Source organism: Rhizobium deserti (genome assembly GCF_004358025.1).
Classification (GTDB): domain Bacteria; phylum Pseudomonadota; class Alphaproteobacteria; order Rhizobiales; family Rhizobiaceae; genus Neorhizobium; species Neorhizobium deserti.
In genome coordinates this window covers 165,937-191,632 of the sequence record NZ_SMTL01000001.1, presented here as the reverse complement: position 1 = coordinate 191,632, position 25,696 = coordinate 165,937, and the positions used below count along the sequence as shown (strand labels likewise).

Below are 25,696 nucleotides of genomic sequence, written 5' to 3'. Positions count from 1 at the left end.
CTTATCTCTCCACCAAGGCCATCTTGGCATTGAACCAGTTCATGAACAGCGAGGTAGCGATGCTGATGCTCAAATAGATGGTAAGCATGATCGTGATCATTTCGATCGCCTGGCCGGTCTGATTAAGCGAGGTACTGCCCGTAGAGAAAAGTTCGGGAAAGCCTATGGCAACGCCGAGCGAAGAATTTTTAGTCAGGTTCAGATACTGGCTCGTCAGCGGCGGAATAATGATGCGGAAGGCCTGCGGGACGACCACGAGTCGAGTAATCTTCGACGGCTGAACGCCGAGTGCGGCTGCGGCTTCCGTCTGGCCTTTGCCAACGCCTCTGATGCCGGCCCGGATGATCTCCGCGATAAAGGCCGCGGTATAAAGCGACAGGGCTAGATAGAGGGCGACGAATTCGGGGCGAATGTTGGCGCCGCCGGACAGGTTGAAGCGGCCCTCAACCGGAAAATCGAAGGTCAACGGAGCACCGATGGCGAAAAAGAATAAAAGGGGTACGCCAATGATGATGGCAGCCGAGATCCAACCGTTCGGCAATTGCTGGCCGGTTGCCATCTGGCGTGTCATCGACCATTTGCGGAAGACGACCGCGATGACGATGGCCACTATGATTGCGATGGGCAGCATCCATGCGCCAGCGCCCCAGATCGTCGCGGGAAAGGTCAGGCCACGGTTGCTGAGAAAAGTCGAGAACGGCAGGTTGATCGCATCGCGTGGTTGCGGCAGAACGGCCAGCACCCCAGAATACCAGAAGAAGATGACCAGCAGCGGCGGGATGTTGCGGAAAATCTCGACGTAAACAGTACAGAGCTTGGCGATCAGCCAGTTCTTCGATAGGCGCCCGATGCCGATGATGAAGCCGACGATCGTGGCGGTGAAGATACCGGTGACGGCAACCATCAACGTGTTGAGAAAGCCTACGACGATGGCGCGGCCATAGGTCGAGTCGCTGGTATACGAAATGAGCGACTGGCCAATATCGAAGCCGGACCGGCCTGCCAGAAAGCCGAAGCCGGTCGCCGTGTTGCTGCGTGCAAGATTGCTGCTGACATTGTGGGCAATCCACAGGCCGGCGACCAGGATGATGACCACAGTGAGCACCTGGTAAAATATGCTGCGAACCTTCGGGTCGTAGATGAGTGACGCGGATGCCTGTTTGGTGGCAGGCGCATTTATGGCGTGGTCCGTCATGCTGTGCCAATCCCCTGTGCCCGGTGATAGGTCTCTTATTGTTTTTGGTTTTATCGGTTGGAGACAGTTCGCAGGGTGAGCGCCACCCTGCGAACTTCAGTCTATGCGATCAGCGGATCGGCGGTGCGAACTGCAGGCCGCCCTTGCTCCACAAGGCGTTCAGGCCGCGAGCAATCTTCAAAGGGCTGCCTGTGCCGATGTTGCGCTCGAAGACGTCGCCGTAATTGCCAACGCCCTTGACGATATTATAGGCCCATTCATTGGTGAGGCCGAGGTCTGTACCGATCTTGGTATCCTTCTCCACGCCGAGAAAGCGACGGACGTCAGGGTTGGTCGAATTCTTCATTTCGTCGACATTGGCCTGCGTGATGCCGAACTCTTCAGCCTGAACCAGAGCGTAGCCGGCCCAGGTGACGATGTCGAACCACTTGTCATCGCCTTGGCGGACGGCTGGGCCGAGCGGCTCCTTGGAAATGATTTCCGGCAGGATCACATGCTCGTCGGGATTCGAGAGTGCCAAACGCGTTGCGTAAAGGCCCGACTGGTCGGTCGTGTAGACGTCACAACGGCCGGCTTGATAGGCAGCGTTGACCTCTTCGAGCTTTTCGAAAACAACTGGATTGTATTGCAGATTGTTGGACTTGAAGTAGTCGGCGAGGTTGAGTTCGGTCGTGGTGCCGGACTGGACGCAGACAGCTGCACCGGAGAGCTCCAGCGCGGACTTCACGTTCAGGCTCTTCGGAACCATGAAGCCCTGGCCGTCGTAATAGTTGACGTAGCGGAAGTTGAAGCCCAGTGCAGTGTCGCGGCTGATGGTCCATGTGGTGTTACGCGCAAGAACGTCGACTTCGCCAGACTGGAGCGCGGTAAAGCGGCTCTGGGCAGTCGTCGGCGTAAACTTTACCTTGGTGGCATCGCCGAAAACGGCTGCAGCAATGGCCTTGCAGTAATCGACGTCAAAACCCTTCCATGCGCCGGAAGCGTCCGGCTGAGCAAAGCCGGCCAGGCCGGTGTTGACCCCGCACTGAACGAAGCCCTTCGCCTTGACGTCATCGAGCGTGGCAGCGGATGCGGCCGAGGCAAAGCCCAGCACCGCCGCGCCAATTGCAGCTGACAGATACGTCTTTTTCATTTTCCCAACCTTTTTCTATGGTTATCTGTGTTCGGTGACGCGGGCCGTTCCCCTGTTTTCGAATACGGCCGGCGGCCCGCTGGCCTCCCGGTGCGGGTGCCTATATCTCATTCACAAAAGCGGGCAGGGTCAAGTCTCGCTCGCCCAAATTGCGTTCAAACTGCGGTAAATTCGTTGGCGCCGCACATCAAGTACGCAAATGCTTATCAAGTATGCAGTTCGTGATCATTTTTGCGGCGAGCGTGTGGTCCATGCAGAGGTGTGACCCATAAGCTTAGGTAGGCTTGACCGGAATTGTTGCAGGCGGCAAAACTTCCGCAGTTCTCCAAGCGAAAGTATTTTCCCGAATGAAGAAGAACGACTTCCTGCGAGACGCCGGCAACAATACGCGGCTCGCCCACATAGGCAGTGAGCCGAGTGCCTACCACGGTTTCGTCAATCCGCCCGTTGTGCACGGATCGACCGTACTTTTTCCGGATATGGCGACGATGGAAGGGCGCAGCCAGAAATACACCTATGGCACACGCGCTACGCCGACGACGGATGCACTTTGCGATGCGCTCAATGAACTGGAAGGCGCTGTCGGTACGATCCTGGTGCCGTCGGGACTGGCGGCCATATCGGTTCCGTTTCTTGCCTATCTGTCAGCCGGTGATCATGCCTTGATCGTGGATTCTGTTTACACACCGTGCCGGAACTTCTGCGACACGATGCTGAAACGCCTTGGCGTCGAGGTGGAATATTACGATCCGGCACCCGGTGCCGGGATCGAGACCTTGATCAAGCCGAATACAAAGCTGGTTCACACCGAGGCGCCTGGTTCCAATACATTTGAAATGCAAGACATCAGGGCCATTGCCGAAGTGGCGCACAGACATGGTTGCGTCGTCACCATGGACAATACCTGGGCGACGCCGCTCTACTTCCGACCGCTAGATTTCGGAGTAGACGTGTCCATTCACGCCACGACGAAATATCCGTCAGGCCATTCGGACATCGTTATGGGATCGGTTTCGGCCAATGCGCAATACTGGCCGCAACTCGAGGAGGCTCGCATTCTGATGGGGATTTGCGGTGCGCCGGATGATTCCTACCAGATACTGCGCGGCTTGCGGACCATGGGAATCCGGCTGGAGCATCACCAGAAGAGCGCCTTGTCGATTGCGCAGTGGCTCGAAGGCCGCGGAGAAGTTGCCCGCGTCCTGCATCCGGCCTTGCCGAGCTTTCCTGGCCACGAGATATGGAAGCGGGACTTCAAGGGAGCAAGCGGCGTCTTTTCCTTCGTGCTGAAGACGGACGCCGCCAACGCAAGACGGAAATCGCATGCCTTCCTGGATGCGCTGACTTATTTCGGGCTGGGCTATTCCTGGGGCGGCTATGAAAGCCTGGCGGTCCTGGTCAGCCTCTCGGACCGTACGATATGCAAAGCGCCGTCCGACGGCGTGGTCATCCGCCTGCAGATCGGGCTTGAAGATGTGGTCGATCTTCAGGCAGACCTGGAGCGCGGCTTTGCTGCGGCAGCCGCTGCCTGAACGTCAAATAGGATGATAGCCGTAGAGCCAGTCCAGATCCGCCGCAAGAGATTGCGGCGGCCGCATAGATAGGACCAAGTCCCGGCCAAGCCGGACCGGTCCACGGGCATGATAGGCGAAGCGGTTAAAAGCCCCGCGTGCCCTGACTCTAGCGATCCGCACTTTTCGCTCCGTTTCAAAACTTGAAAGAGCCTCAGCGAGGGGCAGGGGGCCGGCAACCTTTGCGGCCAGAACAAATGCGTCTTCGATCGCCATTGCGGCGCCCTGGGCCGCAAACGGCATCATGGCATGTGCTGCATCGCCAATCAGAACGGTGTTGCCGCCGCTTTGCCAGCGGCCGGAGTCGAGCGAGTAAAGAGGCCAGAAGGTGGGCTGCTCGGCGCCTTCCAATACACTGACGATGCGGCGGTCCCATCGATGGAAGCGCTCGAGGAGCGCGTGTCGCTGCACTTGGCTGGCCTTTGCATCCCATGTTTCACCTGGGCTCACGCCTGAGGCTATGGCAACCACATTGATGCTGCCGACGTCGTTCAGGGGATAGGCGACCAGATGGGTTGAAGGGCCTAGAAAGGCCGTCACCTGCCCTGGCGAAAGCCAGGAGGGTGCTGCAGATTGCGGAAGCGTGAAACGCCACGCTACATTGCCGGAAAAATGCGGCGTCGGTGCGCTTGCAATGCAGGCACGCATGTTGGACCAGACACCGTCGGCTCCGACCACCAAGCCATAGGCAAGGCCGGATGCCGCATAGGCATTGCCGCGGACGGGAGAGCCGAGATGCAGGCGGCAAAGAGGATTTTGCTCGACAGCCGCAACCAGTACTTTCTGCAGCGTCGCGCGGTGCAGGACGCCGTAGGGAGCCCCCCAACGTTCACGCGCAAAATGCCCAGAAGGCACAGAGGCGATCAGTTTAAGAGTTGTCCCGGATGTCAGCGCGATCTGGTCCGGTTCCGTCCAAACCGCTTCAAGCGCCGGCAGGACGCCGAGTGCCGAAAGGATGCGCGAGGCGTTCGGCGAAATCTGAAGCCCTGCTCCCACCTCCAGAAGCGTCGACGCTTCCTCGAAGATATCGCTGGCGATGCCATGCCGGGCAAAGGATAGCGCGGCAGTCAAGCCGGCTATGCCGGCGCCGATAATCGCCACCTTTTCCAATGTCATCAGCAGATGCCGATCAAGCCGCCTTGATGTGGAAAACGCAGCCTGCGGGATCCGTCTGATCGGCCGCCAATGACGGGTTATAGCTGTAGAGGGTCGAGCAATAGGAGCAGACCTTTTCCACATCGTCGCCCATGTCGATGAAGATATGCGGATGATCGAAGGGCACGGAAGCGCCGGTGCACATGAATTCTTTCACGCCGATCTGGATCGCCCGATATCCGCCGTCGTTCTGGAAGTGAGGAATGCTGTGGCCAGCCATGATGATCTCCATGCTTGATAATGCGGCGGCTCAAGCCCCCCGCCCGATTTGCGGCGGACATTATCGCCCTGTGTTCGGATTGTGTAGTGGGAAAGCGTTTGTGCCGACCGATTCCGGCGTGGCGAGGGTTCAATCGCGCTGACTGATCGCCTATGTTCAGCCGCAAAAAAAGGATGCCAGTCATGAATCTCAACGCACCAGCCTTTTCCTCTTTTTCACATGACGGTCTGGATCTTGCGTATTTCGACGAGGGCAATCCGTCGGGTGATCCCGTTCTGCTGATCCATGGCTTCGCTTCCAGCGCCACTGTCAACTGGGTGCATCCTGGATGGCTGAAAACGCTGGGCGATGCGGGCTACCGGGTCATCGCCATGGACAATCGCGGCCACGGCGCCAGCGACAAGCCCCGTGATGCAGAAGCGTACCGGCCGTGGGTCATGGCGGAGGATTCCATTGCCCTTCTCGATCATCTTCGCATCCCCGAAGCTCACCTCTTTGGCTATTCCATGGGCGCACGGATCTCAGTTTTCGCAGCCCTTGCCCATCCTGATCGGGTCCGCTCCCTGGTGCTTGGTGGCCTCGGCATTGGCATGACCGACGGGGTCGGCGATTGGGATCCGATTGCCGACGCGCTTCTGGCGCCTGCTCTTGATGACGTCACCCACCAGCGCGGGCGGATGTTCCGCGCCTTTGCAGATCAAACCAAGAGTGACAGGCAGGCGCTGGCAGCCTGCATCCGCGGTTCGCGCGACCTTGTGGCGAGAGCAGACATGGCACGCATCCTCGCGCCGACCCTGATCGGCGTCGGTACGACCGATGACATCGCAGGCTCGGCCCAGGAACTGGCCGATCTCATGCCGCATGCACGCGCACTCGACATTCCTGGCCGGGATCACATGCTGGCTGTCGGCGACCGCGTCTTCAAGAAGGCGGTGCTGGAATTCTTGGCCGAGTTGTCCACGAGCCAGCAGGTTCTCTGATCCTAATGATCAACGCAATGCGATTTTGAGGCAGTTGGTTTTGGGGAAAACATATTCTATATATGATGGCTTGAACGGCATGCTTGAGCGCAGGCAAGGAGACGGCGATGGCCGCAAGAACTGAATTTCGCCAGCACGAAATGGTCCCCACGGTCGATCCGATATGGGACACGCTCCGGCAGGAGGCGCATGCCGCTGCGGAACACGATCCGCTGCTTGCCGCGTTTCTTTTCTCGACCATCCTAAACCACCGATCGCTTGAAGAAAGCGTGATTCACCGAATTTGCGAGCGTCTCGATCACGCGGATCTCCAGGCGGTGCTTCTGCGTCAGACGTTCCTGGAAATGCTCGCTGACTGGCCGGAATGGGGCACCATTCTGCGCGTTGATATACAGGCTTTCTATGATCGCGACCCTGCATGTCTGCGCTTCCTCGAGCCGGTTCTCTATTTCAAGGGCTTCCACGCTATCCAGACGCACCGACTTGCGCATTGGCTCTGGAACAACGGGCGGCGCGATTTCGCACTTTATCTCCAAAGCCGAGCTTCGAGCGTGTTCCAAACGGATATCAATCCGGCGGCGCGCATCGGCAAGGGGATCTTCCTTGACCACGCCACCGGTCTTGTGGTCGGCGAAACGGCGATGATTGGCGACAATGTGTCCATCCTGCACGGCGTAACACTCGGCGGCACCGGCAAGGAGGGGGCTGATCGGCATCCCAAGATCGGCAATGGTGTGTTGATCGGCGCCGGCGCCAAGATCCTCGGCAATATCGAGATCGGTTCCTGCTCGCGCGTGGCAGCCGGTTCTGTTGTTTTGAAGGCCGTTCCCCCGAAGTCGACAGTAGCCGGTGTTCCGGCGAAAGTGGTTGGCTCTGCCGGCTGCTCCGAACCGGCTCGCCTGATGGACCAGTTGCTGACTGGCCAGGACTGACGATGGATTGCGAGAGGGCAAACGCGTCTGAGCGGAGGGGTCGCGGCTTTACTTTCGCCTTTGTCCCGTGGCAAAAGCGCCGAACCGCGAACCGCTGACGGAGAAGAGTGTGAAACCGGACGAAATCAAGAAGATCGACGCTTATTTCAAGCGCCTTTTGAACCCGCAGATCATCGTCAAGGCGCGTCCCCGCAAGGACGATTCTGCCGAAGTCTATCTCGGCGAAGAGTTTCTCGGGGTGGTTTACGTCGACGACGAGGACGGCGAGCGCTCGTATAACTTCTCGATGGCGATTCTAGAGGTCGATCTCTAAGCAGATATGCAGTCGAAAAAGGCGGGCCTGCGGGCCCGCTTTGATTCCAGGCTACGGTTGGCAACCGTGTCGCCGGCCTTGACTTTCAGGCAGGGAATAGCCTTCTATAAGCATATACGAATACTTGTGCTTGGCGCGGCGTTATTGAGCGACTGTCAGAAGTGCGCGTCATAGCCATTCCGCCGGCCGTTAGAATGTCCCGATTGCAGCTCAAGTTGGTCGGGCGCTGATTCTTTTCGTAGCCGCGCGTGTGCCGTCAGCAACTTCCCGCGTTCGACCCACGCGCGAAAAAGCTGATTTTAAGCAGCGCACAGCGTGTGTTTAGCGGAATAGTGATTGCGTGACGGCGAAGGGGGCTTAAAATCGTTTTCTGATGAACTAAGTTATGTTGACTGAAGTTCGGCAAAGCGGACACGAAGCGAACCGGAGCCGGACGACTGAGGAATGAATGAAGATGATCGCACTGCCGATCTTGATGCAACGCGAAAAGGGCGGCGACGGAGACAACGGCAACCGCGGTACCTCTGTTATCACCCGCACCAAATCAAAGACCAAGAAACCCAATCTCTACCGCGTACTCCTGTTGAATGACGATTATACGCCGATGGAGTTCGTCATCCATATTCTGGAGCGTTTTTTTCAGAAAGACCGGGATGCGGCAACGCGTATCATGCTCCACGTGCACAACCATGGCGTGGGGGAATGCGGAATTTTTACCTACGAAGTAGCGGAAACCAAGGTGTCCCAAGTTATGGACTTCGCCCGGCAACACCAGCATCCGCTGCAATGTGTCATGGAAAAGAAGTGAGGAACCCGACGTGCCAACATTTTCGCCTAGTCTTGAAAAGGCGCTGCACCAGGCACTGACCTTTGCAAACGAGCGGCATCACGAATATGCCACGCTCGAACATCTGCTCTTGGCGTTGATCGACGACGCCGATGCAGCGGCGGTCATGGGCGCTTGTAACGTCAATCTAGAAACTCTGCGCAAAACCGTCATTGATTATGTGGATCACGAGCTGTCTAACCTCGTGACGGGCTACGATGAGGACTCAAAGCCCACATCCGGCTTCCAGCGCGTCATACAGCGCGCCGTGATCCACGTGCAGTCTTCGGGCCGGGAAGAAGTGACCGGTGCGAATGTACTGGTGGCGATCTTTGCGGAACGGGAAAGCCATGCGGCCTTCTTCCTGCAGGAGCAGGAGATGACCCGGTACGACGCCGTCAACTACATATCCCACGGTATCGGCAAGCGGCCGGGCGCCTCGCAGACCCGTGCGCCGCGCGGTATCGAGGAAAGCGACGCCGATGCCAAGCCATCGTCACGAGATCACGAGGAAAGCTCTGCCAAGAAGCCGCAGGATGCCCTGAAGGCCTATTGCGTCAACCTGAACGACAAGGCTCGTGATGGCCGTATTGATCCGCTGATCGGCCGCCATTCGGAAGTCAACCGGACGATTCAGGTCCTGTGCCGCCGCTCCAAGAACAACCCGCTCTATGTGGGTGACCCCGGCGTCGGCAAGACGGCGATTGCAGAGGGGCTTGCTAAGCGCATCATCGAGGGCAAGGTTCCGGAAGCACTTGCTGACGCTACCATCTTCTCGCTCGACATGGGTACGCTGCTGGCCGGCACGCGATATCGCGGCGACTTCGAGGAACGCCTGAAGCAGGTCGTCAAGGAACTGGAAGACTTCCCAGGTGCCGTGCTGTTCATCGATGAAATCCACACGGTTATTGGTGCCGGTGCGACATCGGGCGGCGCCATGGATGCGTCCAACCTGTTGAAGCCGGCTCTGTCCTCGGGTCAGATCCGCTGCATCGGCTCGACCACCTACAAGGAGTACCGCCAGTTCTTCGAGAAGGACCGGGCATTGGTTCGCCGTTTCCAGAAGATCGACGTCAATGAGCCGTCGATCGAGGACGCGATCGAGATCATGAAGGGTCTGAAGCCGTATTTCGAAGACTACCACAAGCTGCGCTACACCAATGAGGCGATTAAGTCGGCGGTGGAACTTTCGGCCCGCTACATTTCCGACCGCAAGCTGCCGGACAAGGCGATCGACGTTATCGACGAAACCGGTGCGGCGCAGATGCTCGTGCCAGCGTCCAAGCGTCGCAAGCTGATCACCGAGAAGGAGATCGAGGCAACGATCGCCACCATGGCGCGGATCCCGGCCAAGACCGTGTCCAAGGATGACGAGATGGTTCTCGCCAACTTGGAAAAGGAACTGCGCTCGGTCGTTTACGGTCAGGACGCGGCGATCGAAGCCTTGTCCACCGCCATCAAGCTGGCGCGTGCCGGCCTGCGCGAGCCGAACAAGCCGATCGGCTCCTACGTCTTTTCCGGCCCGACCGGCGTCGGCAAGACGGAGGTCGCCAAGCAGCTTGCCGCTTCGCTCGGCGTCGAGATGTTGCGCTTCGACATGTCGGAATACATGGAACGCCATACGGTCTCGAGACTGCTCGGCGCACCTCCCGGTTATGTCGGCTTCGACCAGGGCGGCCTCTTGACCGACGGCGTCGACCAGCATCCGCACAGCGTGGTTCTGCTCGACGAAATCGAGAAGGCGCATCCGGATATCTACAATATCCTGCTGCAGGTCATGGACCATGGTTCTCTGACCGACCACAACGGCAAGAAGATCGACTTCCGCAACGTCATCCTGATCATGACGACCAATGCGGGTGCGTCGGAAATGGCCAAGGCGGCGATCGGCTTCGGTTCGTCCAAGCGGACGGGCGAGGACGAAGAAGCGCTTAACCGGCTGTTCACACCGGAGTTTCGTAACCGTCTCGATGCAACGATTGCCTTCGCGCCGCTGCCAACTGGTGTCATTCATCAGGTCGTCCAGAAGTTCGTCATGCAGTTGGAAACCCAGCTGTCTGAACGCAACATCATCTTCGACCTGCACGAGGATGCGATCGCCTGGCTGGCCGACAAGGGTTACGACGAGAAGATGGGCGCCCGCCCGCTGTCTCGCGTCATCCAGGAGCACATCAAGAAGCCGCTTGCCAACGAGATCCTGTTCGGCAAGCTGCGCAAGGGTGGTGTGGTTCGCGTTACCGTCAGCAAGGACGAGGACGGCAAGGACAAGCTGGTCCTCGACTGCATCCCCGAAACCGTGCCGGTAAAGCCGAAGCCGGAGGCTGAGGTGGAGGAGGCTGCAGAGGAAGCTCATGCCAAGGTTACCAAGCCCAAGGCGCCCAGGAAGTCGGCTCCAAAGGACAAGGACAGAGGCCCGGCCGCTGCCATGACCGACGTCGATGTGATCGCAGCAGATGAGGTTCCGGCAGAAGCGCCGAAGCCGTCGCCCCGCAAAGGCAGCACGGTGCCGCGGGTGCCGAAGACGAAGTAAAGAACAGGGTGCTTTGGCACTTGCGTGAAAGAATAAACGCCGGGCTTGTCCCGGCGTTGTCGTTTCTGTAGGTGCCGAAGCTCAGCCTCAACCACCACAGTCACCAGGGAGACCAATGGCCACTGAGATCGACGAGCGGCGTCACCTTTCCTGGTTCCTTCAGGGCATGCGCGGCATTTTCTCGCTGCCGGCTCTCATCCTAATGGCGTCCTATGTGGGTTTCAGTGCCTTTGCCCTCGAATCCGGCCTTAGCCGCGGCGAGGCGGTGGTCATGACGCTGTCTGTCTGGGCTCTGCCCGCCCAAATGATCCTGATCGGGACAATGGTCGGCAAGGCTCATATAGCCGCTTCCTTTCTGGCCGTGACGCTGTCTTCGATCCGGATGATGCCGATGGTCGCCTCCATCATGCCGGAGATGCGGACGCAGAAGACGCCCGTCGGCGTACTCCTGTTCCTGTCTCACTTCATCGCCATTACGTCCTGGGTCTTTGCATCCCGACACCTGCGCGACGTGCCACGTCCGTACAGAGTTGCTTTTTTCGCCGGCTTCGGGATGACGTTGACATTCACCAATGCCGTCATCGTCGCGATCAGTTTCGGCGTCGTATCGCAATTCCCGCCGCTGGTCGCAGGCGCGCTTTTCATGCTGACGCCGGTCTATTTCATCTCCTCGATCTGGGCCAGCGCGCAGCAGCCGGTGGTGAAGCTGGCCTTCGTCATCGGGGTTATCCTGGGTCCGGTTCTAGCTGTTGTCACGCCGGACTTCGACGTTCTCTATGCCGGGATCGGTGGCGGCACCGCCGCCTACCTTATCGACAGGTTCCGTCGCAAACGCGCGCAGAGAAGTCTTAGGACAGCGCAGTGATGGAAGAGTGGTGGACTTATATCGTCATCATCGTGGCCGGCTTTCTGGCCACTGACATCTGGCGATGGCTGGGTGTGCTGGCCGGCAGCCGGCTGAACGAGGATTCCGAAGCGCTCTATTGGGTGAGGGCGGTCGCAACGGCTCTGGTCATGGCCGTCACCGCCAAGCTGATCGTTTTTCCGACCGGTACTTTGTCGCATTCACCTTTATGGCTAAGGCTGGGAGCTGCAGGGATAGGCTTTGGCCTGTTCCTGGCCAGCGGCCGGAAGGTGGGCGTCGGTGTCGCCGTACCGATCATTTTGTTGATCGCTGGCTTGTGGTGGCTCGGCTTCTGAGGAAGCCGATGCCGCTGAGCCGTCAGTTGCCCAGTTCACCGATGATTTTCTCAGCCTGCGTTGCGAGCAGTTCATTGTCTTCCATCTGGCCGGAATGAGGCTTGAGGGCTGCGCCTTCGTATCGCGGGACAATGTGAAAGTGCAGGTGGAAAACCGTCTGCCCGGCCGCCGGTTCGTTGAACTGTGTCACGGTGATGCCGTCAGCCTCGAAAGCCTCCTTGACCGCCTTGGCCAGTCGCTGGACGACCGGCATCAGTTTCGACAGCGTCCTCGGATCTGCATCGAGAATATTGCGGGAAGGCGCCTTCGGGATTACCAGCACATGGCCCGGAGACTGGGGCATGACATCCATGAAGGCAAGCGTATCATCATCTTCGTAGACCCGGTGGCAGGGGATCTCGCCACGCAGTATTTTGCCGAAAATATTGTTGTTGTCGTAGGCCTCGATGGTCATGCACGGATCCTCCACGTGTTGCTGTCAGTCTTCCTGCTGGCGCTCGCCCTTGCGGAACGGCGTGTGCTCGGACAGGTATTCGTTCATGTAATCCACTTCCTGGCGCTCGCGCTCGAGATAGTCTGCAACTGCGCCGCGCAGACCCGGATGCGCGATATAATGCATGGAGTGGGTGGTGACAGGCAGATAGCCGCGGGCCAGCTTGTGCTCGCCCTGGGCGCCTGCTTCGACCCGCTTCAGGCCCTTGGCCAGCGCGAAATCGATAGCTTGGTGATAGCACACTTCGAAATGTAGGAAGGGATGGTCCTCGATGCAGCCCCAGTGCCGGCCGTAAAGCGCGTCACCGCCGATGAAGTTGATCGCTCCGGCGACATATTTTCCCTCTCTCCTGGCCATGACCAGAAGAATGTCGTCCGGCATCCGCTCACCGATCAAGGAATAGAAGGTCCGGGTGAGGTAGGGCCGGCCCCATTTGCGGCTGCCGGTATCCATGTAGAAGGCGAAGAACTGATCCCAGATGTCTTCGGTCAGGTCGCTGCCCGTCAACCAGTCGATGGTAATGCCGTTTTCCAGCGCCGCGCGGCGTTCCTTCTTCAATGCCTTGCGCTTGCGGGAAGCGAGCGTTTCCAGAAAAGCGTTGTGGTCGGCATAGCCGTCATTGATGAAATGGAACTGCTTGTCGGTCCGATGCAGATAGTCCGCGTGTTCGAAGGCCGCCAGCTGATCGTCTGCAATGAAGGTGACATGCGCCGAGGAAAGACCGACCTGCCGTGTCACTTCCTGGAGACCTGCAGCAAGCGTCAGTTCCGTGGAGGCTCTGTCGCGGCCCGCCGAGACGAGAAGGCGCGGGCCCGTCGCCGGCGTGAAAGGCACGGCGCATTGGAGCTTCGGGTAATACTGGCCGCCGGCACGCTCGAAAGCGTCTGCCCAGCCGTGGTCGAAGACATATTCGCCCTGGCTATGGCTCTTGATATAGCCGGGAACGGCGCCGAGGAGGGCGCCCTGACTGTCCTCGAGGAGCAGGTGATGTCCGTGCCATCCGGTCTTGGCCGTTGCGGATCCCGACTCTTCCAAGGCCGAAAGGAAGGCGTGCGACAGGAAAGGATTGTACGGCGTCTCGACCGAAGATTTCGAGGCGCCCAAAAGGCGCGACCAGCTTGTCTCGCTGATCGCGCCGATCGACTTTTCGATGCGGATGGTGAGGTTTGCTGTCATGCCTACTTTACGCGGGATGAGTCGCCTTCGGGTCAAAACCTTCGAAGGTCATCTGGTCTGCGTATTTATAGGTCTGTTCAACGCCAATTCCATCCCTCACGGTCCAGGTAATAATGGGAATGCCGGCCTGTCTCTGCGCAGTGACAAACGTATTGGGCAGATGCGGCCAGTGGTAGGAGATGAAATCGAGCCCGAGCTGCATCGCTTCATCATGGGCGAAGAACTCTTCCGGCCTGTCGCCCATTGCCGTCAAGCCGATCGGGAAGGATGCGTCTGCCCTTCTCAGGTCGCGCAGGATGTGATGGTCGAAGCTCATCAGTGCGACAGTGCCCTCATACCCGTCCAGGACGTCAAGCACGGTTTCAACGAAACCGTCGTCCTCGCCTTCTCCGGGCCTTCCCTTGATCTCGATCACCAGCGGCACGCTGCCTTTGACGAGATCGAGCATCTGCTTCAGCGTCGGCATCTTGTCCTTGGTGCCGCCGATGGCGAGCATGCCGAGTTCCGAGGCTGTGCGCTCGCGCACGTCGCCCTTGATGCCGCAAAGGCGTTCGAGATCATGGTCATGGAAAACGACGGGCACGCTGTCGGCAGAAAGCTGGACATCGCATTCGATGGCAAAACCCGCTTCGGCAGCGCGCGCAAAGGCGGCAAGCGTGTTTTCCCAGATCTGCTGGTTCATGTCATGGTAGCCGCGGTGGGCGACCGGGAGTTCCTTGATCCAGGCGGCATCGATCATGCTTCGATCTCGATAATGGCTTCCACTTCCACCGAGGCGTTGAACGGCAGCGCCGCCATGCCGACTGCCGCGCGTGCATGCTTGCCGGCCTCACCGAGCACGTTGGCAAACAGGTTCGAAGCGCCGTTGGTGACCACATGCTGCTCGACGAAACCGGGAGCCGAGGCGACGAAACTTGTCAGCTTCACCACCCGCTTAATCCTGGCAAGGTCGCCGCCGAGAGCAGCTTTCGCCTGGGCGAGAATGTTGATCGCGCAGAGTTCCGCTGCACGGCTGGCAGCCGCCACGTCCACGTCGCTGCCGACCAGACCCGTCACGGCCACTTTGCCGTTCTCGTTCGGCAGCTGGCCGGAAATGAATAGCAGATTGCCCGTGATCACATAGGGCAGGTAATTGGCGGCTGGCGCAGCGGCGACGGGGAGGGTGATTCCTATTTCCTTCAGGCGGCCATCGATCGCTTCGGTCATTTTCGATTTCCCGTTTGTTGTAAATTCATCAAAAATCTTGCATCAAGGCCATAACCTCAACCCATGGCGTTCTTATAACACCTGGAATGAGTCCAACAGGAGAATGTGAATGTTGCGCATGAGCCTCGGGTTGATCCTTGCCGGTGGCGTCTGCGTCCCCAGCGCATTTGCCGCGGCGCCGAACGCAGACATTGCAGCGAGGCTTCTTGTGCCGCATCGCGCCGTCTACGACCTAAAGCTCAAGGATGCTTCCGAACGTTCTGGCATTGAGGGCATGTTCGGCCGCATGGTCTATGAGTTCACCGGTTCAGCCTGCACCGGATTTACCACCAATTTTCGCCTGGTGACCAAGATCGGCACGGGTGAGGAAACCAGGCTGAGCGATCAGCAGACCAATACGTTCGAGGATCTGTCGGCGCGTCAGTTCCATTTCGAAACAAAGTCTTTTACGGACGAAAAGCTTGATAAGGAACTGAGCGGTGATGCCAGCAAGGGTGAGCAGGGCGTCAAGGTCGAGCTCTCCGCACCCAACGCTAAAGAAATCGAACTGCCCGCCAGCGATTTCCCGACCGACCACATGCTGGAAGTCATCCACAACGCCAAGCAGGGCAAGCGTCTGTTCGAAGCTCGGGTCTTCGATGGCTCGGAAAATGGCGATCAGTCCCTGTTGACCACGACGGTGATCGGCAAGGCACAGCAGCCGGCAAAGGACGACGTAGACGCGGAACAGGCGGGCGAGTTTGCCAAAACCGCGTTCTGGCCGGTGACGATCGCTTATTTCAACGACAGCGCCCCGGGCGATCCGACGCCGGTCTACAATATGTCGTTCAAGCTGTACGAGAACGGCATCACCCGTGATCTTACCATGGATTATGGCGAATTCGTTCTGTCCGGCAGCCTCTCCAAGTTGGAACTTCTGGACAAGCAGGACTGCAAGTAAAGCAGAAACTGGCTCTATGGAACTGGATGAAAACTTAAGTCTTGATACCCATATCTGTGGCTAGGATCACAAGGCGCTATCGACGGTAAGGATCAGGTTCTGTGGCGACGAAGTCTCTCATTTATGCCGGGTTTGTTTTAGCCCTTTTCGCCGGCGAAGCCTCCTTAGGTCTGCTCCCTGTACAGGCTGCTGACTGCCGTGCTGACCCCAGACCCGGTCTCGATTGGGCGGGTTGCGGCAAGAAGAACCTCATGCTGAGCGGAAGCAATTTCTCCCGTGCCAAGTTGGTCGAGGCAGACCTCAGCTATACGGACTTGCGTGAATCCAATTTCACCGATGCTGATTTGACGAAAGCCAAGCTGGCACGAGCTTCATTGGCCGGTGCACATGCGGAAAAGGCTAATTTTCAGAAAGTCGAGGCATACCGCGCTGGATTTCAAAGTATTTTCGCCGAAGGTGCATCCTTTGCCGGCGCAGAATTGCAGCGTGCAAATTTCACCGGTGCCGATCTGAAGGGCGCGAATTTTGAAAAGGCCGAGTTAAGCAGGGTTATCTTCGATAAGGCGGTGCTGACCGGCACGAGCTTCGCGTCTGCCAATCTGGCACGGGCAGATCTGACTAAGGCCAGTTTCAAAGGGCCTTTGGATTTCAGTAGTGCCTTCCTTTCGTTGACGCGGCTGGAGGCTCTTGATCTGTCGGCATCGAAGGGTCTTGAGCAGCATCAGCTCGACATGGCCTGCGGAGATGAGAAGACCATACTCCCGTCCGGCCTGACGAAGCCGCAGTCCTGGCCTTGCGCAGACAAGGACTGAGCAATCATCTGATCTAGACGGCCGGTGGTGAAAGCTGTCCTGGGAGCAATATCGGCGGACGCCAGCAGCCGGACGATACACCTATCCCTTTTTGCCCTGCACGTCTTGCTTTTGGGCGCGATGGCATGTATGGGCACCACCATTCCACACGCAAGGCATGGGATGGTTCGGGAGAAATCCGGATTGTTCCGCCCGGTGGCATTTCTCGACGAGAGATGCTGTTCGCCTTGCGGGGGTTCAACCGGAAAAGGATAACTAGGCATGGCATTGCCCGATTTCTCTATGCGCCAGCTGCTTGAAGCAGGCGTCCACTTCGGTCACCAGACTCACCGCTGGAACCCGAAGATGAAGCCGTATATCTTCGGCGATCGTAATAACATTCACATTATCGACTTGGCCCAGACCGTGCCGATGTTGTCGCGCGCCCTGCAGGTCGTATCGGACACCGTTGCCCGTGGCGGTCGCGTTCTGTTCGTCGGCACCAAGCGTCAGGCTTCGGAGCTGATCGCTGACAGCGCAAAGCGTTCGGCCCAGTACTACGTCAACTCCCGCTGGCTCGGCGGCATGATGACCAACTGGAAGACCATTTCCAACTCGATCCAGCGCCTGCGCAAGCTCGACGAAATCCTGGCTTCGGAAGCTTCCGGCTTCACGAAAAAGGAGCGCCTGAACCTCGAGCGCGAGCGCGAAAAGCTCGACAAGGCGCTGGGCGGTATCCGTGACATGGGCGGCACCCCTGACCTGATGTTCATCATCGACACCAACAAGGAAAAGATCGCCATCGACGAAGCCAAGCGCCTGGGTATCCCGGTCGTTGCTATCATCGACTCCAATTGCGATCCGGACCTGATCGACTACCCGATCCCGGGTAACGACGACGCTTCGCGCGCCATCGCTCTCTACACGGACCTCATCGCTCGCGCGGCAATTGATGGTATCGCTCGCCAGCAGGGCGCTTCGGGCCGTGATGTCGGCGCCTCCGCCGAGGCCCCGATCGAGCCTGCTCTCGAAGGCGAAGCAGAAGCCCAAGCGGAAGCCTGAGGCAGCCGGGGAGTGGCTTGCCACTCCGCTATAAGTTTGACGGAGGCCAGAGATCCAAATCCCTGGCCTCCGTTGTTTAAGGTGATCGTTTCCGCAGGCCCATGTTTGATTGGTGCAGTCGTCGAGGCAATCATCTCGTGATGTGTTTCATCACGTTGTCATACTTCCGGGTACATTCGTCCCAAACTTTGGTCTCGCCGATGTCTTCCCGGCGATACCCAACTTGAACCGACAAGAGGCACGAAAATGGCTGAAATCACCGCTGCATTGGTTAAGGAACTGCGCGAAAAGTCCGGCGCAGGCATGATGGATTGCAAGAAGGCGCTTGCCGAAAACAATGGCGACATCGAAGCGGCGATCGACTGGTTGCGTGCCAAGGGCATTGCCAAGGCCGACAAGAAGTCCGGCCGTACCGCGGCTGAAGGCCTGATCGGCGTTGCCAGCGCCGGCACCAAGGCTGTCGTGGTTGAAATCAATTCGGAAACCGACTTCGTTGCCCGCAACGATGCGTTTCAGTCCATGGTTCGTGGCGTTGCCGACGTAGCGCTCGGGACAGGCGGCTCTGTTGAAGCCGTTGGCGCAGCCACCTATCCGGCTACCGGCAAGTCGGTCACCGACACGATCAAGGATGCCATCGCCACCATCGGCGAAAACATGAACCTGCGTCGTTCGGCTGCTCTCGAAGTCGAAGACGGCGTTGTCGCCACCTATATTCACAACGCTGCGGCCGACCGCCTCGGCAAGCTCGGCGTGCTCGTCGCCTTGAAGTCGACCGGCAACAAGGATGCATTGAACACCATCGGCCGTCAGGTCGCCATGCACATCGCCGCGACCGCGCCTTTGGCCATCCGTGCCGAGGAAGTGGATCCAGCCGTTGCCGAGCGTGAACGCAACGTCTTCATCGAGCAGTCCCGCGAGTCGGGCAAGCCGGAAGCCATCATCGAAAAGATGGTCGAAGGCCGCATGCGCAAGTTCTTTGAGGAAGTCGCACTGCTGTCGCAGGCTTTCGTCATCAATCCCGATTTGACGGTCGGCGCTGCCGTTAAGGCTGCCGAAAAAGAAGTCGGCGCGCCGATCGAGGTAACCGGCATGGCACGCCTGCTGCTCGGCGAAGGCGTCGAGAAGGAAGAAAGCGACTTTGCCGCGGAAGTCGCCGCAGTCGCCAAGGGCTGATACAGCTAACTGTTGAACACCGACAAAACGACGGGGCACCGGGTGACAAACCGGTGCCCTTCGTGTATCGGCAACCCGTTTGACCCCTCCGCAGCTGTTTAGATTCAAGGAGCCTCCATGTCCCCTCAGCCCGTCTATAAGCGCGTCCTCCTGAAGGCTTCCGGCGAGGCTTTGATGGGCAGTCAGGGTTTCGGCATCGATGTCGCTGTTGCCGGGCGGATTGCTTCCGACATCGCCGAAGCACGCGCCATGGGTGTCGAAGTCGGCGTCGTGGTGGGGGGCGGTAACATCTTCAGGGGCGTGGCCGTGGCTTCTAAGGGCGGCGACCGGGTGACTGGCGACCACATGGGCATGCTGGGTACCGTCATTAATGCACTGGCGCTCGCCACGTCGCTCCGCAAGCTAGACATCGATACCGTCGTTCTGTCGGCAATCTCCATGCCTGAGATCTGCGAGAGCTTTTCGCAGCGCCAGGCGCTGCATCACATGGCACAGGGCAGGGTGGTGATCTTTGCCGGCGGAACGGGCAATCCATTCTTCACGACGGACTCGGCCGCGGCGCTGCGCGCAGCCGAAATCGGCGCCGAGGCGATTTTCAAGGGAACGCAAGTGGACGGCATTTATTCCGCCGATCCGAAGAAGTTTCCGGATGCAACCCGGTTCGAGACGCTGACGCATAGCGAAGTTTTGGATAAGGGCTTGGCGGTGATGGACGTGGCGGCTGTTGCGCTCGCCCGCGAAAACAGCATTCCGATCATCGTGTTTTCCATCCACGAGAAGGGCGGCTTTGCCCAAATCTTGACCGGTGGCGGGCGCAAGACCATCGTATCCGACAACTGACATGCAGCTTTGCCGCTAAGAGCAACAAGGGAGTAAGAAGATGAGCGGATCAGTCGATCTCAACGATATCAAGCGACGCATGGAAGGCGCGGTAGCCGCGTTCAAAAGCGACATTGCCTCGCTGCGCACGGGCCGCGCATCGGCCAATATTCTCGATCCGATCACTGTCGAGGCCTATGGTTCGCGCGTGCCGCTGAACCAGGTTGCCAATATCACGGTTCCCGAGCCTCGCATGCTGGGCGTGTCCATCTGGGACAAGTCAATGGTGAGCGCCGTTGAGCGCTCAATCCGTGAATCGCATCTCGGCCTCAATCCGATTGTCGATGGTCAGAACCTGCGCATTCCTTTGCCGGAGCTCAATGAGGAGCGCCGCAAGTCCCTGGTCAAGGTCTCCCATGATTACGCCGAAAAGGCGAAGATCGCTGTTCGCAATGTGCGTCGTGACGGCATGGACGGACTGAAGAAGGCAGAGAAGGATGGCGTCATCGGACAGGACGACAGCCGCGCCCAATCTGAAAAAGTCCAGAAGATGACTGACGATACGATTTCCGAAGTCGACCGCTTGCTTGCTGAGAAAGAAAAGGAAATCATGCAGGTCTAATCGAGGCCGTACCGCCGCATGATCCGGCTGCGACAAGGAACGACGTAGAATATGCTGAACCCCGAACTTGCTATCATTCCTCGGCACGTTGCCATCATCATGGATGGTAACGGGCGCTGGGCTAACAAGCGCGGGCTTCCCCGGACCATCGGCCATAGCAAGGGTGTGGAGGCGGTGCGCGAGACGGTGAAGGCGGCGGCGGAAGCCGGCGTCGAATACCTGACCCTGTTTGCCTTCTCGTCTGAAAACTGGACCCGGCCGGAAACGGAGGTCAACGACCTTCTCGGCCTGTTGCGCAAGTTTATCCGTCGGGATCTCGCTGAGTTGCATCGGGAAAATGTCCGTATCCGCGTAATCGGCGAGCGGGAAAAGCTGCGCGGTGACATCTTGCCGCTTCTCCTTGAGGCGGAAGAAACGACGCGGCACAATACGGCTTTGACGCTCGTGATCGCCTTTAATTACGGGTCGAGGGATGAGATCGTTCGGGCCGTGGCCAAGCTCGCGCGCGATGTGCAGGCCGGTGTCATCAGCCCCGACGCGATCAGCGCCGAGGCGATCAGCCGTCGGCTGGATACCGCCGATATTCCCGATCCCGATTTGATTATCCGCACCAGCGGCGAAGAGCGCCTTTCGAACTTTCTGCTCTGGCAGGCCGCTTATTCCGAATTGTTGTTCATGCCGGAATACTGGCCGGATTTTGACCGCAAACTCTTCTTCGACGCCCTGAAGACCTATGCGTCCCGCGACCGCCGCTTCGGAGGCCTGTCGACCAAGACCGCCGCGGTTGCCAGCTGATGGGGTCCGAGCTCAAGCGGCGCATCGTCTCAGCTGCGGTTCTGGCGGTGGTGGTGCTTTACGCGACCTGGATGGGTGGTTTCGCCTTTCGCCTCGTCGCCGCCTTGATCGCCTTGCTGGTCTATTACGAGTGGTCGACCATAACTCGGCTCGGCGAGCGTGACTTCAAGTCAAATGCCTTTGGCTGGCTGATTGTCGGCCTCATCGCGTTCAATATCGTTTTGGGCGCGGACGAGTTCTTGGTACCTCTGCTCGGCGGTGGCGTCATCACTGCGGTTCTTCTTGCCCTGCTGCGCACGGGAGGCACATGGTGGCTGCCGGGCGGTATGCTTTATGCCGGCCTCAGTGGTATTTCGATGGCGGCGATCCGGGGCGATAACCAGGCAGGGCTGATCGCCACGCTGTTTATTTTCGCCGTCGTTTGGGGAACTGACATCCTTGCCTATTTCTTCGGAAGAGCCATTGGCGGTCCGAAGCTGGCGCCGAGGATCTCGCCTGGCAAGACTTGGTCGGGTGCGATCGGTGGAGCGCTTGCCGGCATTGCCGCAGCCTGTGCGCTGACTGCGGCAGTCTTTGCCCACTTCGCCTTGTGGACAGTCTTGATCGCTCTGCTGCTTTCGGTTGCAAGCCAGGTTGGCGATCTTTTCGAGTCTTTCATTAAGCGCCGGTTTGGCGTCAAGGATTCAAGTCGGCTCATTCCCGGTCATGGCGGGGTGATGGACCGGGTGGACGGCCTTGTATTCGCCTGTTTCGCGGCCTTTCTTCTAACACTTGTGCACGCGGCCCTGACGGGCCATCTTGATGAGACGGTCGCAGCTTATCTCTTTGGCTTGTAGGGATGCCGCTTTGACCAATGCAACGTTGAAGCGGAAACTGTGATGGCAATCCTTGGCTTTCTGACGGGCTACATCATCCCGTTCATTCTCGTCCTTTCCCTGCTCGTCTTTGTCCATGAAATGGGCCACTACCTGGTGGGACGATGGTGTGGAATCCGCTCCACCGCCTTTTCCGTCGGTTTCGGGCCCGAACTCATCGGCTTTACCGACCGGCATGGGACACGCTGGAAGATTTCCGCCATCCCGCTCGGCGGCTATGTCAAATTCTTCGGCGACGAGGATGCCGCCAGCATGCCGGATGCTAACAACCTTGCTCACATGAGCGAGGCGGAGAAGGCACAGACGCTTGCCGGCGCAAAGCTTTGGAAAAGAGCTGCGACCGTGGCTGCCGGCCCGATCGCCAATTTCATTCTGGCCATCGCGATATTCGCGATTCTTTTTGGTGTCTATGGCAAGGTAGTCGCCGATCCCGTCGTTGCCGAGGTCAAGGCCGAGAGTGCAGCGCAGCAGGCTGGTGTTCAGCCGGGCGACCGGCTGGTTGCGCTCGATGGCAGCCGCATCAAGACCTTTGACGATGTCAGGCGCTATGTCAGCGTCCGGCCGGAAACAGCAATTGTCGTCACTGTGGATCGGGGCGGGCAGGAGCTTGATCTGCCCATGGTCCCGAAACGCACTGAGATGACGGATCAGTTCGGCAACAAGATCGAGCTGGGGCTGATCGGCATCGTTACCAACGAGGAGCGAGGCAATTTCCGCGTCGAGACTTTCACCCCTCTCCAGGCCGTTGCCGAAGGCGTTACGGAAACCGGCAATATAGTCACCGGCACATTCCGCTATATCGGCAACCTTGTGACTGGTCGCATGAAGGCTGACCAGCTAGGGGGGCCGGTACGGGTCGCGCAGGCCTCCGGACAGATGGCGAGCCTGGGATTTGCAGCCGTCGTTCAATTGGCCGCTGTCCTGTCTGTCTCGATCGGACTATTGAACCTTATGCCGGTGCCGGTTCTTGACGGCGGCCATCTGGTTTTCTATGCGATCGAGGCTGTCCGCGGCAGACCGCTTGGGGCGGGCGCCCAGGAAATCGCCTTTCGCATCGGGCTTGCCATGGTGCTCAGCCTGATGGTTTTCGCGACTTTCAATGACATCAGCAATTTAATCGGATAGCGGCTGAAACAAGCTAAATAAACTGTTTATTCACTATAATTCGAGTGTTTCGTGGCCATTGGGTCACGCCTCAAAAGGAAGTAAATAGAAATTAACGCGATACCTTGCTTGTAGGGCAAAAGAAGGTAAAACGACACACGTGGCCGGAGTCGGGCTCCACCCGCCGAGGGACAACGGGAAAAGGTAAGAATTGAAAATGAAGGCTGGTTCAAAGTTTTTGAACGCAGTGTCGGCGTTTGCGCTGTCTGCTGGTGTTGTCGCGTCGGGCGCAGGTGTGCTGGTGCTTGCTTCCGCTCCTGTCGCCGAAGCGGCGACAGTCCGTAGCGTCCAGGTGCGTGGCGCTCAGCGTGCAGGCGAGGAAGCCGTCCGCTCAAACCTCACCATTCGGCCGGGGGTCGCGTTTTCGAATGCTGACATCGACGAGTCGGTGAAGCGGCTTTATTCGACCGGATATTTCTCTGACGTCCGCATTACGGTCGCCGGAAGCGCACTGGTCGTGACGGTGAGCGAGAACCAGCTGGTCAATCAGGTGGTCTTCAACGGCAACCGCAAGATCAAGGACGACAAGCTGCAGGGCGTCGTGCAGACGCAGCCGCTCGGCCCTTATAACCAGGCTCTGGTCAATTCTGACATCCAGCGCATCAAGGAAGCCTATTCGGCGATCGGTCGCAGCGATGTGGAAGTGACGACGCAGACGGCGTCGGTTGGCCAGGGTCGCGTCAATATCGCTTTCGTCGTCAACGAAGGCGAGCGCACCAAGATCGCTGACATCACGTTTGTCGGTAACCAAGCCTATGGCGATGGCCGCCTGAAGGCGGTGATTGCCACCAAGGAATCGGGTCCGCTGTCCTTCCTGACCCGCAAGGACGTTTACAGCGAAGACAAGCTTCGCGCCGACGAAGAAGCGCTGCGCCAGTTCTATTACAATCACGGCTATCCGGATTTCCGGGTTATCTCGTCGCAAGCCGTGCTCGATGAATCGACCAACAAGTACAATATCAGCTTCACGGTCGAAGAAGGCACTCAATACAATTTCGGCGAGATCAACGTTGAATCGACCGTTTCCGGGATCAGCGGCGAAGACCTGAAGGGTCTTGTCGAAACCCGCGCCGGCACGACCTATAATGCTCGTGAAATCCAGAAGACAATGGACGCAATCTCTGCGCGGGTTGCCTCGGCGGGCTATCCTTTCGCGCGTGTAACGCCCCGCGGCGACCGTAACTTCGAAAATCACACAGTTGGCGTCTCCTATCTCGTCGATCAGGGCGAGCGCGCTTATGTGGAACGGATCGAAGTTCGCGGCAACACCCGCACGCGTGACTATGTCATCCGCCGCGAATTTGACTTTAGTGAAGGCGACGCCTTCAACCAAGGCATGATCACGCGCGCCAAGCGTCGCCTGGAAGCGCTCGGATACTTCACGTCCGTCAACATCTCCACCAGCCAGGGCAGTGCTCCTGATCGTATTGTGGTGGTTGTGGATGTCGAGGATCAACCAACCGGTTCGTTCGGTATCGGTGCTGGCTATGCGGCCGGTGGCGACGGCTTCCTTGTGGAAGCTTCGATTGAAGAAAAGAACTTCCTGGGGCGCGGTCAATTCATCCGCGTCGCCGTGGGCGGCGGTCTGGACGATGCCCGGAGCTACAATCTTTCGTTCACTGAGCCCTATTTCCTGGGCTATCGTCTGGCGGCCGGTTTCGATCTGTTCAAGAGCCAGACGTCGTCCAATGATGACTATGAGTATAGCGAGCAAGGCATCACGCTTCGCGTGACGGCTCCGATCACTGACGATCTGGCGACGACTTTCCGCTATACGTACAAGCAGATCGACTATGACGATGACGGTGGTCTGGGCAGCGATGGTCTGGCATTCACGCCGGATGACAACGTTTCCGGTCCTTATGCTTACCTGATCGACAAGGGTGATTTTACCCAGTCGTCCGTTTCGCAGACGCTGACCTACAATACCCTCGACAGCCAGACATTGCCGCGCGAAGGCTTCTATATCACCGGCACGCATGAATTTGCTGGTCTGGGTGGAGATTCGGACTTCTACAAGATCTCAGCCCGTGCCCGGTACTTCCATCTCCTGTCGACCGAAGCCGACCTGATCGGCTCGATCGCGGTAGGCGGTGGTCATGTCTTTGCCACCGATGGCAATCTGAACGTGTTCGACCAGTTTACGATCGGCGGCAAGCAGATCCGCGGCTTCGAGAACGACGGTATTGGCCCGCGTACGGTTGACCACGAAGATCCTCTCGGCGGCACGACCTACTTCACCGCCTCGGCTGAAATGTCGATGCCGATGCCTGGTCTGCCTGAAGATATTGGTGTACGCGCTGCCGTGTTTGCGGATGCAGGCACGCTCTATGGCAATGACGTCAACCTTCGCGGTGACTCCGCGCAGGGAACCGGCATGTCCTTGCGGGCTTCCGTCGGCGCCGGCATCATGTGGGCATCTCCGTTCGGCAATATCCGCTTTGATTATGCCGAACCGATCGTCAAGGAAGACTTCGACGAGACCCAGGAATTCCGGTTCAGCATGTCGAACCAGTTCTGATAGTT

General features: G+C 58.5%; 26 protein-coding genes. 18 read left to right on the top strand and 8 right to left on the bottom strand.

Translation table 11 applies throughout. The annotated features are described in order from the left end of the window. Window position 1: 1 nt before the first annotated feature. Both E2F50_RS00995 and E2F50_RS00990 read right to left on the bottom strand, forming a co-directional pair. On the bottom strand, window positions 2-1,195 hold the full coding sequence (locus E2F50_RS00995) for an amino acid ABC transporter permease (protein ID WP_133314209.1): 1,194 nt from the start codon (window positions 1,193-1,195) through the stop codon (window positions 2-4). Window positions 1,196-1,304: 109 nt separating this feature from the next. Further along, the gene (locus E2F50_RS00990) at window positions 1,305-2,327 is read right to left on the bottom strand and encodes an amino acid ABC transporter substrate-binding protein (RefSeq protein WP_133314208.1); all 1,023 of its coding nucleotides are present in this window, start codon (window positions 2,325-2,327) and stop codon (window positions 1,305-1,307) included. 347 nt (window positions 2,328-2,674) lie between these two features. Here E2F50_RS00990 and E2F50_RS00985 point away from each other — a divergent pair, with 347 nt between their 5' ends. Further along, on the top strand, window positions 2,675-3,859 hold the full coding sequence (locus E2F50_RS00985; protein WP_133314207.1) for a cystathionine beta-lyase: 1,185 nt from the start codon (window positions 2,675-2,677) through the stop codon (window positions 3,857-3,859). 3 nt (window positions 3,860-3,862) lie between these two features. Here E2F50_RS00985 and E2F50_RS00980 read toward each other — a convergent pair whose 3' ends face one another. Further along, window positions 3,863-5,014 (bottom strand): FAD-dependent monooxygenase, encoded by a 1,152-nt coding sequence (locus E2F50_RS00980; RefSeq protein ID WP_133314206.1) that lies wholly within the window; start codon window positions 5,012-5,014, stop codon window positions 3,863-3,865. A 13-nt stretch (window positions 5,015-5,027) separates the two neighbouring features. Continuing rightward, a complete protein-coding gene (locus E2F50_RS00975) occupies window positions 5,028-5,273 on the bottom strand; it encodes a zinc-finger domain-containing protein (RefSeq protein WP_133314205.1) in 246 nt (81 codons plus the stop codon). 182 nt (window positions 5,274-5,455) lie between these two features. Between E2F50_RS00975 and E2F50_RS00970 the strand changes: the two genes are divergently transcribed. The 7 genes from E2F50_RS00970 to E2F50_RS00940 all read left to right on the top strand — a co-directional run bounded on the left by E2F50_RS00970 (window position 5,456) and on the right by E2F50_RS00940 (window position 12,054). Beyond that, entirely contained in the window at window positions 5,456-6,253 is a 798-nt protein-coding gene (locus E2F50_RS00970; protein WP_133314204.1) for an alpha/beta fold hydrolase, read from the top strand. Between the two features lie 107 nt (window positions 6,254-6,360). Then, the gene (gene cysE / locus E2F50_RS00965; RefSeq protein ID WP_133314203.1) at window positions 6,361-7,185 is read left to right on the top strand and encodes a serine O-acetyltransferase; all 825 of its coding nucleotides are present in this window, start codon (window positions 6,361-6,363) and stop codon (window positions 7,183-7,185) included. 109 nt (window positions 7,186-7,294) lie between these two features. Further along, the gene (locus tag E2F50_RS00960) at window positions 7,295-7,498 is read left to right on the top strand and encodes a DUF3126 family protein (protein WP_128444505.1); all 204 of its coding nucleotides are present in this window, start codon (window positions 7,295-7,297) and stop codon (window positions 7,496-7,498) included. Window positions 7,499-7,952: 454 nt separating this feature from the next. Then, on the top strand, window positions 7,953-8,306 hold the full coding sequence (gene clpS / locus E2F50_RS00955) for an ATP-dependent Clp protease adapter ClpS (protein WP_133315181.1): 354 nt from the start codon (window positions 7,953-7,955) through the stop codon (window positions 8,304-8,306). 10 nt (window positions 8,307-8,316) lie between these two features. Next, window positions 8,317-10,854 carry an ATP-dependent Clp protease ATP-binding subunit ClpA gene (gene clpA, locus E2F50_RS00950; protein ID WP_133314202.1) on the top strand — a complete coding sequence of 846 codons (2,538 nt, stop codon included), beginning with the start codon at window positions 8,317-8,319 and terminating at the stop codon, window positions 10,852-10,854. A gap of 115 nt (window positions 10,855-10,969) precedes the next feature. Further along, a complete protein-coding gene (locus E2F50_RS00945; protein ID WP_133314201.1) occupies window positions 10,970-11,719 on the top strand; it encodes an AzlC family ABC transporter permease in 750 nt (249 codons plus the stop codon). After that, complete coding sequence (locus tag E2F50_RS00940; RefSeq protein WP_133314200.1) at window positions 11,719-12,054, top strand: AzlD domain-containing protein; 336 nt, start codon at window positions 11,719-11,721, stop codon at window positions 12,052-12,054. Before E2F50_RS00945 ends, E2F50_RS00940 begins: the two co-directional genes overlap by 1 nt. A gap of 22 nt (window positions 12,055-12,076) precedes the next feature. Here E2F50_RS00940 and E2F50_RS00935 read toward each other — a convergent pair whose 3' ends face one another. From E2F50_RS00935 to E2F50_RS00920, 4 genes are read right to left on the bottom strand one after another with little or no spacing between them, the layout of a single operon-like run. Further along, complete coding sequence (locus E2F50_RS00935; RefSeq protein ID WP_133314199.1) at window positions 12,077-12,508, bottom strand: HIT family protein; 432 nt, start codon at window positions 12,506-12,508, stop codon at window positions 12,077-12,079. Window positions 12,509-12,532: 24 nt separating this feature from the next. Beyond that, window positions 12,533-13,723 carry a GNAT family N-acetyltransferase gene (locus E2F50_RS00930; protein ID WP_133314198.1) on the bottom strand — a complete coding sequence of 397 codons (1,191 nt, stop codon included), beginning with the start codon at window positions 13,721-13,723 and terminating at the stop codon, window positions 12,533-12,535. Window positions 13,724-13,730: 7 nt separating this feature from the next. Next, window positions 13,731-14,462 (bottom strand): glycerophosphodiester phosphodiesterase family protein, encoded by a 732-nt coding sequence (locus E2F50_RS00925; protein ID WP_133314197.1) that lies wholly within the window; start codon window positions 14,460-14,462, stop codon window positions 13,731-13,733. Next, window positions 14,459-14,929, bottom strand: coding sequence for a RidA family protein (locus tag E2F50_RS00920; protein ID WP_133314196.1), 471 nt, complete (start codon window positions 14,927-14,929; stop codon window positions 14,459-14,461). The genes E2F50_RS00925 and E2F50_RS00920 overlap by 4 nt, the downstream gene beginning before the upstream one ends. A 109-nt stretch (window positions 14,930-15,038) precedes the next feature. Between E2F50_RS00920 and E2F50_RS00915 the strand changes: the two genes are divergently transcribed. The 10 genes from E2F50_RS00915 (at window position 15,039) to bamA (ending at window position 25,691) form a co-directional block, all read left to right on the top strand. Further along, window positions 15,039-15,869, top strand: a complete 831-nt coding sequence (locus E2F50_RS00915; protein ID WP_133314195.1) for a cell envelope integrity EipB family protein — start codon at window positions 15,039-15,041, stop codon at window positions 15,867-15,869. A gap of 101 nt (window positions 15,870-15,970) precedes the next feature. Beyond that, entirely contained in the window at window positions 15,971-16,681 is a 711-nt protein-coding gene (locus E2F50_RS00910; protein WP_425375340.1) for a pentapeptide repeat-containing protein, read from the top strand. Between the two features lie 261 nt (window positions 16,682-16,942). After that, window positions 16,943-17,722 (top strand): 30S ribosomal protein S2, encoded by a 780-nt coding sequence (gene rpsB, locus E2F50_RS00905; RefSeq protein WP_133314194.1) that lies wholly within the window; start codon window positions 16,943-16,945, stop codon window positions 17,720-17,722. A gap of 246 nt (window positions 17,723-17,968) precedes the next feature. Beyond that, window positions 17,969-18,895 (top strand): translation elongation factor Ts, encoded by a 927-nt coding sequence (tsf, locus tag E2F50_RS00900; protein ID WP_133314193.1) that lies wholly within the window; start codon window positions 17,969-17,971, stop codon window positions 18,893-18,895. A gap of 117 nt (window positions 18,896-19,012) precedes the next feature. Then, the gene (gene pyrH / locus E2F50_RS00895; protein WP_133314192.1) at window positions 19,013-19,735 is read left to right on the top strand and encodes a UMP kinase; all 723 of its coding nucleotides are present in this window, start codon (window positions 19,013-19,015) and stop codon (window positions 19,733-19,735) included. A 40-nt stretch (window positions 19,736-19,775) separates the two neighbouring features. Then, window positions 19,776-20,336: a ribosome recycling factor gene (gene frr, locus E2F50_RS00890; RefSeq protein WP_133314191.1), complete on the top strand. Its 561-nt coding sequence runs from the start codon at window positions 19,776-19,778 to the stop codon at window positions 20,334-20,336. Between the two features lie 51 nt (window positions 20,337-20,387). Beyond that, the gene (locus tag E2F50_RS00885; RefSeq protein ID WP_133314190.1) at window positions 20,388-21,131 is read left to right on the top strand and encodes an isoprenyl transferase; all 744 of its coding nucleotides are present in this window, start codon (window positions 20,388-20,390) and stop codon (window positions 21,129-21,131) included. Beyond that, window positions 21,131-21,967 (top strand): phosphatidate cytidylyltransferase, encoded by an 837-nt coding sequence (locus E2F50_RS00880; RefSeq protein ID WP_133314189.1) that lies wholly within the window; start codon window positions 21,131-21,133, stop codon window positions 21,965-21,967. Before E2F50_RS00885 ends, E2F50_RS00880 begins: the two co-directional genes overlap by 1 nt. Before the next feature lie 42 nt (window positions 21,968-22,009). Further along, on the top strand, window positions 22,010-23,131 hold the full coding sequence (gene rseP / locus E2F50_RS00875; RefSeq protein ID WP_133314188.1) for an RIP metalloprotease RseP: 1,122 nt from the start codon (window positions 22,010-22,012) through the stop codon (window positions 23,129-23,131). A 196-nt stretch (window positions 23,132-23,327) separates the two neighbouring features. Beyond that, the gene (gene bamA, locus E2F50_RS00870; protein ID WP_133314187.1) at window positions 23,328-25,691 is read left to right on the top strand and encodes an outer membrane protein assembly factor BamA; all 2,364 of its coding nucleotides are present in this window, start codon (window positions 23,328-23,330) and stop codon (window positions 25,689-25,691) included. Window positions 25,692-25,696 lie beyond the last annotated feature (5 nt).